This window comes from Spongiivirga citrea (genome assembly GCF_010671565.1).
In the GTDB taxonomy this organism is placed as follows: domain Bacteria; phylum Bacteroidota; class Bacteroidia; order Flavobacteriales; family Flavobacteriaceae; genus Spongiivirga; species Spongiivirga citrea.
Window position 1 is genome coordinate 352,482 of the sequence record NZ_JAABOQ010000002.1, and the last position, 16,327, is coordinate 368,808.

Consider the following 16,327-nt stretch of genomic DNA (forward strand, 5'->3'; position numbering starts at 1 on the left):
TTATTGATTTATGACATTTTCATTAACCACCTTATGTACAACCGCATGTATAAATGCTAAGGACTCCTGTTCTTTGAAACTACTTTCATCATTTGTAGTTCCGTAGTTATTGTTGGCTGCTGTTTTAACAATGACAATCTTTTCACCAGGATTTATATAAATCATTTGGTTATAAATTCCCATTGCAGCATAAGTATTTTTTGTGTTATCTAGTAGCCACCACTGGAAACCGTAACCATATTCATTATTTGAGTTGGGGTTTTGACCGGGAAGTAAATGAGGTGCATCCGGTGTTATCGATAGGTTAATCCACTCGTTATTAATAATTTGATTATTGTTCCATTTTCCATTATTTAAATACAACAAACCAAATCGAGCCATATCTCGAGCACAAGTACTCAAACCAGCGGCCGCAAATTCATTACCTTGATCATCAACAAGCCACAAGGCGGTTTGTTCCATCCCTAAAGGCTTCCATATTTTTTCTTCGAGATATGCCGAAAGACTTTTTCCTGTCGAGCGTATTAACACCATTCCTAGTACTTGGGTGTCAGAACTATTATAACGATTGTAGGTACCTTGAGGTTTATCTTTTGTTAGTGTCTTTACGAAAGACTCAAACGAACCTCCCAAGGCCAATGTCCTACCAAAGCGATTAATATCGGAATTGTCATCGCTATAATCTTCATTCCAACTAACACCAGATGACATTTGTAACAGATTTTTTATCGTAACTCCTTCATATGCTGTTCCTTTTAGTTCCTCCACATAATCTGAAGCAGCGTCTTTTATACTTCTAATATGACCTTCATCAACTGCAGTACCAACTAAAGCGGAAACTATTGATTTAGTTACAGACCATACTATTGTATGATCTTCTCTAGTAAAACCTTGATAATATTCTTCGAAAACAATCGCATTATTTTTCAAAACTATAAGACTCGTTACATCCGTTTTTTCTAAAAGCCCTTTGGTATTAAAAGATTCATTTTCATAAGTGTAAGTTTCAGGTAATGCAATTGTATTGGCCGTTTGTATGGCTGAAGATTCGGTCACTGTATTTACCGGATTAACCGGGAAATAATCTTCAACTGCTTTAAATCGTTCAACTTGTTCTACCCCTGAAAACATTTTTAAGGCAAAATGAAGCCTCCATAGCTCATCGCGAAAGAAAAAAGCAATACACCCTAACAAAATGAATACTATACCAGTAATTCTTATAAATCGTTTCATATTAGTTTTTATAAGCCGATGCTAAATTTTCAAATATGTATTCAGTTCGTATTTTTTGATTGATGTTTTCAAGTACCGATTTGATGAGTTCGGTTGATTTGGCTTTATCTGTGTCCTCAACTAAACTTGCTTTTACTAGATTGAGATAAATATGTTGTTTGGGTAATTCACTTTCAACATGTACTAAACACTTCTTTGCCTCTGACCACCTTTCTGATTGGCATAGGCAATAGCAATAATTCAGTTTCGTAATGGGTGAGCTAGAGAATTTTATCAAAACCTCGTACAAATTGGCAATATCATTCCAGTAGTTTTTATCATGATTATCAGATGTCATATGCTTACTAGTAATTAGCGCTTCCAGATAATACTTATTCAATTGAGGTGGTTTTTCTAAATACTTAAAACCTAAATGAACCAAGTTCATATCCCATTTTGAACGGTCTTGCTTAAAAAAGGGAATTAACTTTCTATTTTCGAATTTTGCAGGTACTCTTGCCAAATGAAAACAAAACACGGCTAGTAAGTTTTTTACGGTATCTGTTGGATGTTTTCTCTTCAACATTTTTGCTAATGCAAGTGCTTCAAGGCATAGATCCTCATTAATAATTGCTTTAGTTTTTTCGTTGAAAGAGTCAAACCCAATAGTAAAAACACCATAAAGAATTTCTTCTACTACTCGCCCCATAACATCTGTAATAGTAATGGCTGAGCTAAGAGTATTAGGATATAGTTGTAGTAATGAAAACTCTTTCTTAGTTCTTGTTATACTTTTATAAATTGCATCGGGCGCTATTAGAGTGCATGCGCTAATCTCTCGGATATTAAGACCAAAAATATTTTTAAGAATGAAAATTACTTTGGCCTTGCTCGATACTGTTTCACAACTTGCCAAATAAAGAATTGTTTGTAATCGCAGGTCCTCTATGGATTTTTCTTGAGCCACGCTATCCGCGTCAACATCCAGCTTAATTAATATCCCTTTTTTCTTTATTTGATTTAGAACATCATTTTTAGCAACAATAAATAACCAATTTAAGCGATCATTTGGTGATTTTTCATTCTTCCAGTTCTTAATTGACTTGTAGAAGGTGTTTTGAAGTGCATCTTCTATTTCCTCTACATACTTAGTTCCAAAAATGTTAGTAAGTGAAGTGAATAACCGACCATAGAATTGGCGATAACTGCTTTCAACTATTTCATGATTATTAGTCATACTGCATTATCGGTCTAATTTCGGTGGTGCCTCCCCATAAATGGCATGGACATTCTTTTGATAGCTCAATAATTTCATCTAAACTATTTGCCTGCAGCAGGTAGAAGCCGCCAATCATTTCTTTTGATTCTAAAAAAGTGCCGTCTTTTATAACACTTTGTTTGCCCTTGATTTGTATGCTGCCTTCTTCCAATCCTTCGCCTGCTATTAGATGACCAGCAGCATCTAGTTTTTTAGTCCAATCCATATGAGCTTGAACAAGTCCTTCCATTTCCTTTGGTGACAAGTTTTGAATGGTTTGTAAATCATCATGAAGTAGTAAAAGATATTTTTTCATATTTGCTTATTTATTATAAAGACAATATAACTTATCAAATTTGGACATTTTTTTGAATATTTATTAGCTGCTCTATTTTCACTTAAGGATTTTGGGTTCTTCCATTAAAGGCACATTATAAGGGCAACACCTATAAGTAAACCCAATATCCTTTCGGAAAATATAAATTTATCAATTCAATTTGTTGATTGAATAACTTGTATCCAATATCTATTTCAAATGATAATCATTTTGTAATTGCAGCACTATAACCTCAGGAGATATGACGGCGCATTGTTAGATAGATTGACTAAAATCGAGCTCATCTATCGCACGGTAGACGAAAAGGATAAACGTGTCAAACGCGCTACGCTTACCAAAAAAGGTATTAAAACTATTGAAAAGGTCATCGGAATACGATTTAATGAAGCTCATGATGCAATATATTGTTTATCTGAAAGAGAAAAGGCACAACTTGGCCAATTATTAAAGAAAATGATGTTCGCTCTCAAGTAGTTCTATTTATTAATTAAGTTCAGAAGACTTATTACATATCCTTCCATATTTTGAATATCATAAATTAAACACTTATCTTAACCAAATGAGTGTGTATTTTCATTAAAAGTACATTCAACATTAAACAATCATCAATTAAAATCAATCAAAACATGCGTACCTCTTTTTTCTTTATCACTTTGCTATTAATCCTAACTAGCTGTGCTCCTAAATCAGAAACTGATCAGGAACTATTACAAAAAAAGATTACAAAAATCGAAAACGGACTTAAGCCAAACTTCCAAATTACTGGAGATAGTATTCCTTTATATAATATCGAAGAACGAATGCAAGAATTAGGTATTCCAGGAGTAAGTATTGCAGTTCTCAATAAAGGTGAAATTGAATGGGCCAAAGGATATGGTATGGCCGATAAGGCAGAGAATAGAAAAGTTACTGCCAAGACAATGTTCCTTGCAGGATCTATTAGTAAACCCGTGGCTGCACTTAGAGCGCATCAACTTGCTGAAAACAATGTTATAGATTTAAACGGAGATATAAACACCTATTTAAAAAGCTGGCAAATACCCGAAAACGAGTTTACTAAAAATGAAAAAGTAACGACAAAACGAATATTAAATCACACAGCAGGATTAACCGTATGGGGGTTTCCTGGCTATGATTTGGGTGATACAATTCCCAGTGTGGTTGATGTTCTAGATGGAAAAGGAAACACAGATGCTGTTCGTGTATATAAAGAGCCAGGCGAAAGTTGGATGTATTCAGGCGGTGGTTATACAATCATGCAGCTAATGATGACCGATGTTGAACAAAAAGATTTTCCTGAGCTTATGCAAGTTAATGTACTAGATCCGTTGGGAATGACATCAAGTACGTTTGAAAACCCACTACCTGATAAATACCACTCCATTGCAGCTACAGGTTACCGAAGTAACGGAGATGAAGTTGAAGGAAAATGGCCTATATATCCTGAAATGGCAGCCGCAGGGCTGTGGACTACTCCCTCTCAACTAATTCTGTGGGCTAAGGAAGTACAACATATATCACAGTCCGGTGAAGATGGATTACTGAAAAATAAAACAGTCAAGGAGATGCTTACACCGGGTATGAACGATCATGGACTTGGTCCTGCAGTTAAAGAGTATACTTTTGGACACGGAGGTGCTGATGAAGGATTCAGAGCTCAATTAGTGGCTTGGAAGGACAGCCCAATAGCGATTGTAATAATGGTAAACTCTGATAATGGAAGTATTATGCAAGAGATCCTTTTGAGTTTTGTTGAGGAATATAAGTTAGCTGGTATCGAACCCAATATTCGAACGATCATGGCGATGTCAGAAGAAAAGCGAATTAAATACACCGGAAAGTACAGCTTTCCACGTCTAGGTGATGCTCAAATAAGCATTAAAGAAGATGGTTTAGAAGTAGTGGCAGAATTCTTAGATGAACCTGTTTTTGTTGTTTCTGAAAATGATTCAACATTTTTCGACAAAAAAGATGGTACTTACCTCAAATTTTCGCTAGAAGGAAATACTGTTGTAGGTTTAAGTGTGCAAGGGTATGATGCTAAGAAAGTTGAATAAGGAAGAGGAAATGTAATTGATTGGACAGATAGCTTCTACAATATCAGAGATTTTAACAATACACTTATACTCTCTTTTTATAATGAGATATGAACAATTCAAATTTGACCTAAAACATACATTTTTTTTAAAGTACTAACCCCTTAATTCAAGAAGTCTGGAAATCCATAGGAAATGGATATTACCTATATATATCAAATGGAGTTTCTATACCTTTTACCAAATGCACGCTCAAAACCCATATGATAAACGCTATGACCTTAAAAGGTTAACCAAACATTATCTCGAGCTACAAGAACATATAGTTTTGAATCCTGCAGGAGAGGAGACCATTGATTTTAGCTCATCAAGCGCAGTTTATGCTTTGAATAAGGCCATTTTACTTACCGATTTTGAATTGGCAGATTACCATTTACCAAGAGGCTATCTCATTCCTCCTATTCCAGGACGTTTGGATTACCTGCTGTATATACGAGATTTTCTCTCAGAACATTTTAAAAGTACAAATACTAATCTACGGGGATTAGATATCGGAACTGGAGCAAATGGTATTTATTGCATTCTGGGCGCACAGCATTTTAAATGGAATATGGTTGGCACAGAAAGTAGTGCTAAGGCTATAGATATTGCTAGAATGAACGTTCGGTGTAATAAAAAAGTACTACAAGACACGGTAGAGTTGCGATATCAAGAAAATAATGGCTTCCTTTTTAAGAATATAATTCAACCTAGTGAGCAATTTGATTTTACCATTTGTAATCCGCCTTTTCATAATTCCAAAGAAGAAGCCATTAAAGGTTCTATTAAGAAACTTGAGAATTTAGGAGGAGTCGATAAAAAAGAATATTCGCTTAATTTTGAGGGTCAAGCCAACGAACTTTGGTGCAACGGTGGAGAAACACTATTTATTAAACGATTAATAAAGGAAAGTGTGTTATTTAAAGATCAAGTGAAATTATTTAGCAGTCTTGTCGCTAAAAAAGACAGTCTCTTTAAGATTGAAAAACAATTAAAGAAAGTCAAGGCAAACTATCATATAATTCCAATGGTACAAGGACATAAAAAAGGACGCTATGTTTTATGGTGGTTTGACTAGCATTGTTTAATTCATCGGCTATTAGAGCTTAAATAATTGGGGAAAAGCCGCAAGTATTAATGGGCTTTATTACAACTTACCTAGCCTACTTTTCTAAGAATTTCTAACGGAGGGCTTTGTAACACACTCCTAATATTACTCAAGCCAATTGCCAATACTAGAATAGTGATACCTGGTAAAAACAGAATAAACGGAATACCCGATGGCACAAAAGGCTCATTAAACAACAAAGTTGCTAGTAACTGGCTACTTATTAATGATAAGATAATGCCAGTAAGACTACCTAGTAATCCCAAATACAAATACTCCAATGAGGTGATGTTTAAGATCTGCTTACTCTTGGCTCCTAAAGTACGTAGTAAAACACTCTCTTTAATCCGCTGATATTTACTCGTGCGAACCGAGCCAATTAAAACGATAAGCCCCGTGAGTATACTGAAAAAGGCCATGAAATTTATTACCCATGAAATCTTATCTAAAACATCTTCAACCACAGTGTATATTTGCCTTAGGTCTACCACAGTGACATTAGGAAATTTAATTACCAAGTCACGTTGTAATGATGCGGAGGCAGCTTCATCAGGCACGTTGGTTGTTAAGACATGAAATTGAGGTGCTTTTTCTAATACACCTTCTGGAAAAACCACCATGAAATTCATCTGCATGCGCGCCCAGTCAACTTTTCTGATGCTTCCGACAGTAGTTTCCATCAAAATACCTTGAACATTAAAAGTAATTTGATCTCCTACTGCTAAGTTTGCATTTTCTGCAAAACCGTCGGAAACAGAGATCTTAACAGCCTGCCCAGGCATAATTTCGGGAATCCACTTTCCTGCTGTAATTTCTTCTGAGGAGATAAGCGAATCTCGAAAAGTTGTTCTGAATTCGTGATTTAGGACCCATTCATTAATATTTGAGATGGTGTCTTTACGAATGTCATTGGATAATTGTCCTCTAATACTATGCACTCGCATAGTCACAATAGACAAGTTATCTATAATTTCTAAGCCAGTTGGCGTAATACTCTTAACTACAGCATCCCTTTGTTCGGGTTGTACATCCAGTAAAATAATGTTGGCACTATCAGTGCCATTCTCTAAAGATGTCTTGGCCAAGAGTATGTCTTTTGTAAAGTACAAAGTACTAATTAGAAAAGTTCCCAAACCAATAGCCAGAACAAGCACAACAGTTTGATTATTGGGCCTAAACAAATTTAATAAACTGGTTCTAGCGGTGAAGCCCCATGATGATGGAAAATATTTCTTTATCCCTTTTATAAATAGAGATGAAATGCCTGCTAGTATAGCAAAAGTTACAAAAATCCCTACCACAAATGCGAGGGCAAAAAGAATATCTTTTAATATCCAAAATGAAAACAAAAAGATAAAAAGTAAGATCGCCCCAAAAGTAAATAATCGCACCTTTTTTGACTTTAATGGTTGCTCTTCTGACACTCTTAATGCTTCTAAGGGAGAAACATACCAGGTACCTAATAAGGGCAACAACGCAAATAATACAGACATAAAAACTCCCATTAACACTCCCATAATTATTGGTTGCGAACTAACTGAAATTTGTACGTCAAAGGGCAAGAAATCCTTTAATAAAAATGGGAACGCCTGTTGCAACCCAATGCCTATAGCCGTACCTAAAACACCTCCAATAAGGCCCATAAATGCAATTTGAATCAGGTAAATCAAAAAACTTTGCTTCCTGCTAGCTCCTAAACATTTAAGAATTGCTACAGCACCTAATTTTTCTTTTATATAAATATGCACCGAACTGGCGATGCCTATACAGCCCAATAATAGGGCTATAAACGCTGCAAGGTTCAAAAACTTACCAAGGTTTTCATAACTTCTTCCAATTTGTCGACTAGTGCTTGTATGTGTATCTAGATCGGCATTTTCGGCATCTAAAATGGGATCCAATTCTTTCTCTAATAGTTCTAAATCTGTATCCGGGGATGCTACAAAAAAATATTGATACTCTTTTCGGCTTCCTGGTTGTACCAGTTTGGTTTGCGAAATAAAACGAAAAGGAACAAGAACCGTAGGGGCAACAGATGCTGAAATAGCCGAAGAGCCCGGAATCGATTTAAGTGCACCAGCAATAGGTAATGTAAGCACACCTAGCTTAATTGAATCACCTGGCCGAACGTTATATTGCAACATTAGGGTTGCATCAACTAGAACGCCTCCTTCCCGTAAATAGGTTGAAGCTGCTTTTTGAGGCTTGGTTTCAAAGGTTCCATAAAGTGGAAAATGACCTCCTATACCACGTACTTTAACAAGTCTAGCAGCTCCACTCTTTGGAAAGGCAGCCATTGATGAAAAATTAACTTCATAGCCAGCAGGTCCTAAAGAGTCAATAATAGCTTGTACTTTTTCATTAGGCAATTGCCTACTGTCAATAATATAATCGGCTCCGGTTAGGGCTTTAGACTGTCGCTCTATATTCTGCTTTAGGTTTTCGCTAAAGAGCTGTATAGAAACAACTGCCGCAATACCCAAAATGATCGACGCCATAAAAAGTAGTAGCCTTGAAGTACTTGCTCTACTATCGCGCCATGCCATTTTTAGCAGCCACTTTACTCTGGTTTTTGAATTTGCAGTTTTCTTGCCCACTATGATGTTGTTCGCTCGTTGGTCAATATCCTTCCGCCTTTTAATCGAAGAATCTGTTGTGTTCTATTCGCTAAATCTAAATCGTGAGAAATAATAATTAGGGTGGTTCCCGCTTCTTTGTTTAACTCAAAAAGTAGTTGTATTACCTTTTCGCCTGTAGCTTCATCTAAGTTTCCGGTAGGTTCATCAGCAAATAATATGGAGGGTGAATTTGAAAAAGCCCTTGCCAAAGCCACGCGTTGTTGTTCGCCACCTGATAATTGCGAAGGGTAATGGTGAAAGCGATCTGCTAATCCCACTTTATCCAATAACTCCATACCATGCTTAGCAGGGTTTTTAGCGCCTTGTAACTCCAAAGGCACAATCACATTTTCTAGAGCCGTTAAAGTTGGTAATAATTGGAAGTCCTGAAAAATGAAGCCTACCTCTTTATTCCTTAGTTGTGCACGCTGGTCCTCATTTAAATTTTGCAAGTTCTGGCCACAAAGTTCGACCGTGCCTGAATCTGGCTGATCTAAGCCAGCACAAAGGCCAAGCAATGTAGTTTTGCCACTGCCAGATGGACCAACGATGGAAAAAGTGGATCCTTTTTCAACATCAAATGAGATATCATTTAGGACTGTTAATTTTTTGGAACCGCTGCTGTAGTTTTTAGTCAGCTTATGAATCTTTAATATCTTTGGCATATTGATTTTGAATAACGCTATCTATAGAAAATGATAAATACGAAAAGTAAGCAAATGATTTCAGATTTATATCGCTGCTGTAAGCAGTTTTTCTTAAAGCTTTGTTATTTTTTATGGGTCGTTTTACTATTCTCCTGCGGAGATGGGACTTCTAAAAAGGAAACTACAAAATCTGATAAAGATGAATTAATAGAAGTAGCTGATACTCCAAATACGGTAACTAAGACCATATTATGCTTTGGTGATAGTTTAACGGCTGGATATGGGCTTGATGATATGAATGATGCCTATCCTGGGATATTACAGTCAACGATTGATTCTTTAGGATTAAAATACACGGTTATCAATTCCGGAGTAAGTGGAGAAACAACTGCAGGTGGAAGAAGCCGTATAGAATGGGTACTTAATCAGAAAATTGATGTTTTTATACTAGAATTGGGTGCTAATGATGGCTTACGCGGAGTTCCTCTTACTAAAACGCGAGAAAACCTCCAAGCTATCATTGATGCCGTTCGGAACAAAAACCCGGAAACGGTTATTATATTAGCAGGTATGCAGTTACCGCCAAATATGGGGCCTGAGTATACTACTGAGTTCAAGACCATTTTTCCCGATCTTGCCGAAAAAAATCAACTAGTACTAATACCATTTCTATTAAAAGATGTAGGTGGAATTACCGAGCTAAATCAGGCAGATGGTATTCACCCTACAGAAGAGGGACAAAAGATTCTAGCCAATAACGTATGGGCAGTTTTAGAGGCAGTGATCAAATAAGATAGCTTCAATTTAGTTTTACCCGATTTGTTTCTTAGCTCCTATATAGGTATGGCAAGGGCTTATTCTTTTAGTTTTAAAAAATACACTATCTTTTATCTTCTTTAATAACTCAATATAACAATCTTTAAAATGAAAAAATCATCCTTACTTACCGTCATGTTATTTTTATTTTTTGTAGGGTCTGTATTCGCACAAACTAAGGTTTCTGGTACGGTTTCTAATAACAAAAATAAACCTATTGCTAAAGCCCTGATTTACTTAGATTCGATTAATTCAAATGTAAAAACAGATAAAAAAGGAAATTTTGAAGTTGTTGTACCTGAAAATGTAAAAGCACTACATGTTTATTCAAGTAAATATGGTTTGCTATCCCATAATTTCAACGGAGAAACAAGTGTTAATTTTGTTTATATCCACGGTAAATTGCCTTCAAAAGATCGACTTGCCCAAAAAGATAAAGTCTCGATAGACTATGATGAAACAAGTGATAAGTATGTCGCATATAAAGTTGAAACGGTTGAAGCAGAAGAACGAATTGACGCGGTACGGTTTTTAACGATATATGATTTAATCCGTGATCGTGTTGCTGGGGTTATTGTAAGTAGAGATAATCGAATTGTAATAAGAGGAGTTAAGTCATTAAGCGCATCGCAGGACCCCTTGTTCGTAGTTGATGGTACAATACTAACTTCCATAAGCCACATTCTACCGATAGATGTTGATACTATAAGCGTACTTAAAGGTGCTGATGCGGGCTACTATGGTACGCAAGGAGCAAATGGGGTATTAGTTATCAAAACTAAGAGTTAGACAGAAAAGTATTATCCATTCTGGATATATTGAAACTGATTCTTAACTAGTCGGGTTTAGTTTTAGTCACTCCGTTTTACTTAGTAAATAGATATATTCTTAAACTTTTGGATAAGAAAAACGTCCAAATTTGCTCCGCTAAGAGTCGATTTCTTCCAAAACCTTATTTGAAATTTCATTGCCGTTTTTATCGGTAGTGATAAACCAAACATTTGTTTTACATGATCTATTAAACACATCGGAGTTTGAGGAACATTCTTGAGTTGTTCCTTTAATTATATAACCCGTACTTACTTTCTCGATTGAATAGCCATAATCATTACCAAACTTTCCATATGTTTTTTGCCATTGCTTTTTACCCTTTTTATCAGTTTTAATCAATAGTATATCATAATTACCCACTCCATAAGAACTAGTCGACCCAACGATTAAATATCCATCTTTTACTGCCATAATTGAGCTTGCCTTATCGTAACTTTTTCCACCGAATTGTTGTGACCATATCTCATTACCATTGGGATAATTTTTTGTTAGTAAAATTTGTGATGGATCCTCTTTACTACCTCCAATAGTAGTAACGTTAATAGAACCATCTTCTGTTTCTATTTTTGGTTGAAACTTTAGGTTTGTCATTTTTCTAAAAACATTATTCAAAACACGATTGGTCGTTAGATTAACTCCAGTAACACGATTAAACTGATCTCTCTGTACCTTTAGTATATAGTCAAAAACTAGTAATTCATTCTTATTAAGAACTTCAATTTCCTGATCCTCATCCCAGCCTTTTAAAGTGATCATTAATTTATTATTCTTATGTTTTATCGAAAAAAGCACATCTAGTTCTCTACTGTAGTAATCACCTTCAAATCCTTCTAAATCGGCAAGAGTTACCTTTTGCTGCGGAATTTTCGTGTAAATACTTGTCTTACCCGATGGGTAGAATAAGATCAATTCATCTTTGAAAAAGCCAATTTTTAATTTCGGATTTTCTGAAAATTGGTATCCCTTCACTCCGTTTTTAGAAAGTGCTATAGGGTTGTTATTGCCATTCCGCCAAAAGAGATTATCATCACTATTTTCAATTCGTATTAGATAATCATTTGGGGAGAGGTATTGCCCTACAATTTGACTTTTCAGCGGTTTAGCTATGGCTTTATCTAATTGCTGATCATATGCTATTTTAGTTTCCTTTTCTGGCAAGATAATTTTTGCTATTTCATCAGCAATCGCGCCACTCCATAACCTACTATTACTACTCATTACAAATATGGACAGCTTTTCATCTGGGTAACGTACCACCTGGGAATGATAAGAGCCAGTCCCACCAGAATGATGTACTGCTTTATATCCTAATCTATCTTCTAATTCAAGTCCGAAACCATAGCTTTTAATTTCACTATTTGGAATAGACTCTTGACTTTTTAATAGTAGATCTTTATTACTGTTCTCGGCATTTTGTATTGCCTTTTCAAATAAAAGTTGATCCTCCAGAGTTGTGAACAAAAAACCATCTCCATAAAGATTGGTAATCATTGGATATTGCTGCCATACGCCATCTCCCCAATCAGAATATGGCAATGCTTGGTTGGGAATGACATGCATATAGTTTTTCAGAAAAGTGGTATTTCGCATACCAAGTGTTTCAAAGAAGTTTTTTGAATAGTCATGAAATGATTCACCTGCTGCAATAGCAATAATTTTTGTTAGTATCGTATAACCTGAATTACTATACATATACCTAGAACCAGGTTCGAAAGCTAGATTTTCTTGTTTTTCTAGTAATGCTATGGCATCCTTGTTATCAAAACCTACATTTCGCCACCATGGGTTCTGTTGTATACTCATTAAATCATAAAAATCTCTTATCCCGCTCGTGTGATTTAATAGATGTCGAATTTTAATCGGTTCTTTAACTTTTGGATAAAATGTTGGTAAATACTTTCTAATATCATCTTCGAGACTTAGCTTCTTGTCCAAGGACAATTGTAGTGTCATTAAAGCAGTAAATTGCTTGGCGGTTGAAGCTATGTTTGACCGTGTTTCTTCGCCAACCTTAACCGAGTGTTGCAAACTAGCGAGACCTTTATAGTTTTCATAAACAATAGAACCATCCTTAACAATACCAACCATCAAACCTGGATCTGTAGCTTCTAATTTTGAATTTACTACTTCGTCAATTTTTTTCAGAATTTCAGATTGTGCACTTGCGAATGTTGCAATAAGTAATAAAAGTGGAAGAATGAAATTTTTCATGTCGAGCGTTATATATTGAGACAAAAGTGGAGTATTTCAACTTGCCAAACGCTTCAAATCTTGATTTGAGACCTGTTTTAAGATATTTTTTCAATATAGTCTTTAGGAGATAAGGAAGTACTTTTTTTGAAAGCCCTATTGAAAGTTGCTTTGCTGTTAAAACCACAATCGAAAGCAATGCCTAGTAAGGTTGTGGTCTGATGTTCTCCCCTAGCTAGCTTTTCTTTGACGGCTTCAATTCTATAATGATTTACAAAATCATTAAAATTCATTTCAAAACCAGTGTTGACTACTGAAGAAATTACTTTGGTGTTGGTTTGCAATTCTTTCGCCACTTGAGAAAGTGTCAACCTCGGATTCTGGTAATGATTCTGATCGTTAATAAGAGACAACAGTTTTGCTTTCCAGAAATCCATATCTATTTCTGATGATTTCTCTGTAAAAGCAGTGGTTGATTGATTTTCATCATCTTCAAAAACATTTGTTTCTTCCGTTTTTTTTTCCTCTAATATTCCAGTTTTAATTGCATGTGAATAACCATTTATAGAAATATAATAGAAGACAAAAGAAAAAGAAATATAATGCCAAAATTGACTTCCAAACTCACCCCAATCAGGATTTAGAATAAAGAACAAAACACGTAAAACTAATATTCCCAAGAAAGCAAGCATGAAATTGCGAATCCATCTAAACAATATAGATTCTGCATAGCTCACTCGGTTAAAAACGAGCTTTTTGTATTCAGCATAGTACCGAAGGCTTAAAACTAAATAAAAAGACATTGAAAATAAACCAAACGCCTGATACCAATTGGCCAAGTCTTTATCCCGACCATCAGCATAAAAATAGTAATCATCTAAGACAAGCTTGTCAGTAATAAAAATGGCTAAGCTATATACGAAATAAAGTATGGCAGGGATGAAATGGATGATTTCTTTTTTAGAAATCCTAAAACTACCATTAAGTAGACTTTTGCAATAAAAAAATACCACTGGGCCAATTAACAACACCTGCATAAACGGCACAAAAAAGAGAATTTCTCTAGTAAGTTTTTCGGAATACCAATTGGCATACCCAAGCATATATGGAGTAATGTACATGGCATATAAAAACAACAATAAGCTCAACCATTTACTTGCTCTGTTGCTATAAATTATTCCATTTCGCAGCACTAGGAATGAAAATATTATTCCATGAAAAAAGAAGATAAGTAACAGGGAGCTTTTTTGCCCAAAGCTAAATGGAAAGTCGATTAAGAAATTGATGATTGATGAGTTTGATATTGCAACATGAAAATAATACTATTTTTCTGATTTTGCCATTGACCTTAATCTAATTATTATTCAAAGGCTTAGGCGCATTAATTACCACGTATACTCCGGTGGTTGAATATTATTCATTCGAAGATATAGATTTGCCTTTGCTCTATGATTCGCCATATGATCTTGCACATAGAAGAAAGCAAAGGCCCTGCTCACGGTATTCCCGCTATGATACATTTCACAAAGCTCATCTAATTGTTCTTGTTCTATTGTATTAATTACTCGGGTGGTATAAGCAAACCCCATTTCTAATAATTCGATGATCTCCGCTTTTTTCATTTTAGTAGCATCAGGAGTATTTGGTTTTACATCCATGCCTTGCACATATCGTTTTGTGAGCAGTTCCACCGTATATCCAATATGAACCATTTGCTCAGCGAAGGACTTGCTAACGGCTGTTGGCTTATATGAATATAAATTTTCCGGCATCGCGTGAGCTACTTCTAAGCAATGTTTAGTGGCTTCATTCCAAACAGCTAAGTACATTTTAGTAAAAGGTGTTTTTGGAGTGGTTTTAGCTTGTCCAAATGTTATTGAGAAGGTCAATATGAAAATCAATGATATAATTATTTTTTTCATGGTGCAAATAGAATTGAATAGTATTACAAGATATATATCTTGGCGAAAGTGTTACTGCCTCCACCATTCATTATTTAGTGTTCCATCTCCTTCCAGAAAGATAGATTCACCAATTCTCGGTATTATCACCTCTATATTAAGCTCTTTTGCTTTTTTGGTGACACGTTCAACGGGATCTGTCCATGTATGCATCGCCAGCTTAAATGCTCCCCAATGAATTGGCATTATTTTTTTGGCTTTTACATCTAATCCCGCTAGGACTGTTTCTTCTGGAAACATATGGATATCCGGCCACTTTTCATTGTATTGACCACATTCCATCATTGCAAAGTCAAAAGGACCGTACTTCGCTCCTATTTCCTTAAAATGATCAGCATATCCACTATCCCCGCTAAAGAAAATATTTTCAGTATCAGATTGTATGACCCAAGAACTCCAAAGCGTTTTGGCTCTATCACCAAAACCGCGACCAGAAAAATGTTGTGCAGGCGCGCATTTAAATTCCAATCCTTCAAAAGTCGTTTCTTCCCACCAATCTAACTCAACAATTCGATCTGCATTTATTCCCCATGCTTCCAAATGAATTCCAACTCCTAACGGCATGTAAAAAGTTCCAACTTTGTCTTTCAACTTTTGAATTGAGCCATAGTCTAAATGATCATAATGATCATGAGAGATTAAGACAGCGTCTATTCTAGGAAGTTTTTCAATATCAATTGGTAGATCTTTGCTAAAACGCTTACTTCCTAACATCGGGTGAGGTGCAGGAACCTCCCCAAACATCGGATCAATTAATATATTCTTATTGTCAATTTGCAGCAAAAACGAAGAGTGTCCAAACCAAATAAGTCTTGTCTTACCAGAATAATCTGCTATGCTTACTGAGTCTGCTTTGGTTACAGGAATATCATTGCTAGGTGTTGTATTAGGTTGAGATCTTAGATAACCTACAATACTTTTCCCCATATCCTTTATGCTCATATCCATTTGCACTTCTTTGGTATTTACAAATACACCATCACGGTAGTTTTTTGATTTTTGATATACTTCTTTCTGTTGATCAGAGGCTTTTCCACCGAATTGAGGACTTAAATTGACAAATAAGATAGTTGCTAACACAATTACGCCAAGGATGATACTGATACTTATGATCATTTTTTTTAGAAATTTTAAAATTTTCTTTTTCATTTCGCTAAGATAGTACTCGTAACATTAGAGGAATTAAAAATAGGTTTTTCCTAATAAGCAGTCCTAGTATTGACTTTTGACCACAGTAGCAGTAATAGTCTAGCGAATACTTTGTAATTTCGAAG

The 16,327-nt window shown here is 35.4% G+C and carries 14 protein-coding genes; 5 read left to right on the forward strand and 9 right to left on the reverse strand.

Translation table 11 applies throughout. The annotated features are described in order from the left end of the window. Genes GWK10_RS05245 through GWK10_RS05255 form a run of 3 tightly spaced genes read right to left on the reverse strand, consistent with a single transcriptional unit; the run spans position 1 to position 2,786 of the window. Positions 1-1,233, reverse strand: a complete 1,233-nt coding sequence (locus GWK10_RS05245; RefSeq protein ID WP_164029922.1) for a serine hydrolase domain-containing protein — start codon at positions 1,231-1,233, stop codon at positions 1-3. A gap of 1 nt (position 1,234) precedes the next feature. Beyond that, entirely contained in the window at positions 1,235-2,449 is a 1,215-nt protein-coding gene (locus tag GWK10_RS05250) for a DUF6596 domain-containing protein (protein ID WP_164029924.1), read from the reverse strand. Continuing rightward, a complete protein-coding gene (locus GWK10_RS05255) occupies positions 2,442-2,786 on the reverse strand; it encodes a YciI family protein (RefSeq protein ID WP_164029927.1) in 345 nt (114 codons plus the stop codon). Before GWK10_RS05255 ends, GWK10_RS05250 begins: the two co-directional genes overlap by 8 nt. A 237-nt stretch (positions 2,787-3,023) precedes the next feature. Here GWK10_RS05255 and GWK10_RS05260 point away from each other — a divergent pair, with 237 nt between their 5' ends. From GWK10_RS05260 to rlmF, 3 genes are all read left to right on the forward strand, one after another. Then, a complete protein-coding gene (locus tag GWK10_RS05260) occupies positions 3,024-3,281 on the forward strand; it encodes a MarR family winged helix-turn-helix transcriptional regulator (RefSeq protein WP_164029929.1) in 258 nt (85 codons plus the stop codon). Positions 3,282-3,433: 152 nt separating this feature from the next. Continuing rightward, complete coding sequence (locus tag GWK10_RS05265) at positions 3,434-4,864, forward strand: serine hydrolase domain-containing protein (RefSeq protein ID WP_164029931.1); 1,431 nt, start codon at positions 3,434-3,436, stop codon at positions 4,862-4,864. Between the two features lie 223 nt (positions 4,865-5,087). Continuing rightward, positions 5,088-5,960 (forward strand): 23S rRNA (adenine(1618)-N(6))-methyltransferase RlmF, encoded by an 873-nt coding sequence (rlmF, locus tag GWK10_RS05270; RefSeq protein WP_164029933.1) that lies wholly within the window; start codon positions 5,088-5,090, stop codon positions 5,958-5,960. Positions 5,961-6,040: 80 nt separating this feature from the next. Here rlmF and GWK10_RS05275 read toward each other — a convergent pair whose 3' ends face one another. Then, positions 6,041-8,536, reverse strand: coding sequence for an ABC transporter permease (locus tag GWK10_RS05275; protein WP_164029935.1), 2,496 nt, complete (start codon positions 8,534-8,536; stop codon positions 6,041-6,043). A gap of 50 nt (positions 8,537-8,586) precedes the next feature. Next, complete coding sequence (locus tag GWK10_RS05280) at positions 8,587-9,273, reverse strand: ABC transporter ATP-binding protein (RefSeq protein WP_164029937.1); 687 nt, start codon at positions 9,271-9,273, stop codon at positions 8,587-8,589. Positions 9,274-9,327: 54 nt separating this feature from the next. On the opposite strand from GWK10_RS05280, the gene GWK10_RS05285 reads away from it, so the two are divergent. Further along, a complete protein-coding gene (locus tag GWK10_RS05285; protein WP_239540705.1) occupies positions 9,328-10,047 on the forward strand; it encodes an arylesterase in 720 nt (239 codons plus the stop codon). 132 nt (positions 10,048-10,179) lie between these two features. After that, positions 10,180-10,860, forward strand: coding sequence for a TonB-dependent receptor plug domain-containing protein (locus GWK10_RS05290; RefSeq protein WP_164029941.1), 681 nt, complete (start codon positions 10,180-10,182; stop codon positions 10,858-10,860). A 138-nt stretch (positions 10,861-10,998) separates the two neighbouring features. On the opposite strand, the gene GWK10_RS05295 is transcribed toward GWK10_RS05290, so the two are convergent. The 4 genes from GWK10_RS05295 to GWK10_RS05310 all read right to left on the reverse strand — a co-directional run bounded on the left by GWK10_RS05295 (position 10,999) and on the right by GWK10_RS05310 (position 16,169). Next, complete coding sequence (locus tag GWK10_RS05295) at positions 10,999-13,113, reverse strand: serine hydrolase domain-containing protein (protein WP_164029944.1); 2,115 nt, start codon at positions 13,111-13,113, stop codon at positions 10,999-11,001. A gap of 77 nt (positions 13,114-13,190) precedes the next feature. Then, positions 13,191-14,285, reverse strand: coding sequence for a helix-turn-helix domain-containing protein (locus tag GWK10_RS05300; RefSeq protein ID WP_317164665.1), 1,095 nt, complete (start codon positions 14,283-14,285; stop codon positions 13,191-13,193). Positions 14,286-14,477: 192 nt separating this feature from the next. Continuing rightward, the gene (locus GWK10_RS05305) at positions 14,478-15,014 is read right to left on the reverse strand and encodes a DinB family protein (RefSeq protein ID WP_164029946.1); all 537 of its coding nucleotides are present in this window, start codon (positions 15,012-15,014) and stop codon (positions 14,478-14,480) included. Positions 15,015-15,065: 51 nt separating this feature from the next. After that, positions 15,066-16,169, reverse strand: coding sequence for an MBL fold metallo-hydrolase (locus tag GWK10_RS05310; protein ID WP_164029948.1), 1,104 nt, complete (start codon positions 16,167-16,169; stop codon positions 15,066-15,068). Between the last annotated feature and the right edge of the window lie 158 nt (positions 16,170-16,327).